The organism is Acidovorax delafieldii 2AN (assembly GCF_000175235.1).
Taxonomy (GTDB): Bacteria; Pseudomonadota; Gammaproteobacteria; order Burkholderiales; family Burkholderiaceae_C; genus Acidovorax; species Acidovorax delafieldii_B.
Map to the genome: position 1 here is coordinate 1 of NZ_ACQT01000418.1, position 2,048 is coordinate 2,048.

Sequence of the window (2,048 nt, forward strand, 5' to 3'; positions counted from 1 at the left end):
CCATGCAATGCCGCTAGCGCCCAAGGCCCCGTTGCTCTGCCATGGTTTCTGATCTGTCCGCGCCCCCCGGTAAACGCCTGCCATCCAGCCGGCGCGACCCGGCCTGGCACGGCCGCCTGGCCGGGGCCGTGGTGGCGCTGGTGCTGCTGTGGCCGATGCTGGTGCTTACCGAGTTCAAGCCCTGGCTGCTGTTGGCGCCGGACGCGCTCAAACCCGCGCTGCGCTTTCTGGCGGATTTCGCGCCGCCCCGCTGGGACGCCGAGTTTCTGGCCCTGGTGGCGCGCGAGACCTGGCGCACCGTGGCCATCGCCACCGCGGGCCTCACGCTGGCCCTGGTGGCGGCCGTGCCGCTGGCGCTGCTGTCGGTGCGGGTGCTGTCCCTCTCGGCGCTGACCGGCCCCATGGCGCCGCTGCCGGCATTGGTGCGGCTCCTGGTGCGCTGGCTGCTGGTGGTGCTGCGCAGCGTGCCCGAGCTGATCTGGGCGCTCGTCTTCGTGCGCGTGGTGGGCCTGGGGCCCACGGCCGGCGTGCTGGCCATTGCGCTCACTTTCACCGGCATGCTGGGCAAGGTGTACGCCGAAATCCTGGACAGCGCCGAGCCCCATGCCGCCGCCAGCCTGCTGCGCAATGGCAGCGGCCGGCTGCAGGCGTTTCTGTACGCGCTGCTGCCGCAGAACGCCGCCGAGCTCACCAGCTACACCGTGTACCGCTGGGAATGCGCCATCCGCTCCTCGGCCGTGCTGGGCTTCGTGGGCGCGGGCGGGCTGGGCCAGCAGATGGATGCCTCAATGAAGATGTTCCAGGGCGCCGAGGTGGCCACCATGCTGCTGGTGTTCATGGCGCTGGTCTGGCTGGCGGACCGCATCAGCGCCGGCCTGCGGCAAAGGCTGGCATGAGCACGCACCGCACTGCAGCAACCCGCCCCGCCGCCAACCGCTGCCTGGCCTGCTGGTGCGTGGCGGCCGGTGCGCTGGCGCTGGTGGTGCTGAGCTTTTGGTCGCTGGACCTGCAATGGTCGCGCTTTCTGTCCGGCGATGCGCTCGCCCGGATGGGGCGCTTTATGGCCGAATTGCTGCAGCCAGAGACCAGCGCGGCGTTTCTGCGCAAGCTGCTGGGGGCCACGCTGGAGACGCTGGCCATGTCGGCGCTGGGCACCCTGCTGGCGGTGCTGCTGGGGCTGGTGCTGGCCCTGCCCGCCAGCAAGGCGTTCGAGGGCGATCCGGCGCGCTGGCGCGGCCCCACGCGGCTGGTGCTCAACGCCCTGCGCAGCATTCCCGAACTGGTGTGGGCCACGCTGCTGCTGATCGCGGCCGGGCTGGGGCCGTTTGCCGGAACGCTGGCGCTGGCGCTGCACACCGCAGGCGTGCTGGGCCGCCTGTTTGCCGAAGCCATCGAGAACGCCCGCCCGGCCCGGCTTTGCCCTGCGCGTGCGCGGAGTGGCCAGCAGCCGCGTATTCTTGTATGCCACCCTGCCCCAGGTGCTGCCGCAACTGCTGAGCTACACGCTGTACCGCTGGGAAAACAACATCCGCGCCGCCACCGTGCTGGGCGTGGTGGGGGCCGGCGGGCTGGGGCAGATGCTGGCGTTCCACATGGGGTTGTTCCAGATGGGTGAAACCGGCAGCGTGCTGGCCGCCATGCTGCTGCTGGTAGCGCTGGTGGATGCGCTGAGCTTTGCCACGCGGCGCTGGCTGGCAGCCTGAGCCCTGCCCGCACAGGCCGCGACCACTGCCGCTGCCCGCCCCCCGCGGCGCGTTGGCACGGGCCGCCCTCGCCACGCAGCGGAGTTGCGGGCTGCGCCCGCAAGGAAAATAGCTATCTATTCAATAGCACAAACTGACCAACCGATGAGCGCATAGACCTTGTTTGGCCCACATTGACGGATCAGGCAGCCGCAGCGGCTGGTCGCCGCGAGCGCGACGCCACGCCCACGCCCACCAGGGCGGCGGACACCACGCTCAGCGCCAGCGTGGTGGCCGAGCCAAAGAAGATGCCCGAGGTCATGCCCCGGTCCAGCAGCGTGCCGAACACCGGTGCGGCCAGGCAAA

Annotated in this window: 1 protein-coding gene and 2 pseudogenes; 2 read left to right on the forward strand and 1 reads right to left on the reverse strand. The window is 70.7% G+C overall.

Features of this window, described 5'->3' with window-relative positions:
- Positions 1-41 precede the first annotated feature (41 nt).
- Together ACDELDRAFT_RS21730 and phnE are read left to right on the forward strand one after the other, a co-directional pair.
- Positions 42-896 carry a PhnE/PtxC family ABC transporter permease gene (locus ACDELDRAFT_RS21730; protein ID WP_005800683.1) on the forward strand — a complete coding sequence of 285 codons (855 nt, stop codon included), beginning with the start codon at positions 42-44 and terminating at the stop codon, positions 894-896.
- Positions 893-1,703: pseudogene (gene phnE / locus ACDELDRAFT_RS21735) on the forward strand (phosphonate ABC transporter, permease protein PhnE). The gene ACDELDRAFT_RS21730 and the pseudogene phnE overlap by 4 nt, the downstream one beginning before the upstream one ends.
- A 181-nt stretch (positions 1,704-1,884) precedes the next feature.
- Here the strand turns inward: phnE and ACDELDRAFT_RS24765 are convergent.
- Positions 1,885-2,048 (reverse strand): annotated as a pseudogene (locus tag ACDELDRAFT_RS24765) (MFS transporter); the annotation flags it as partial.

Coding starts and splice junctions, on each gene's coding strand:
- ACDELDRAFT_RS21730 (WP_005800683.1), top strand. CDS start 42: ATGGTTTCTGATCTGTCCGCGCCCCCCGGTAAACGCCTGCCATCCAGC.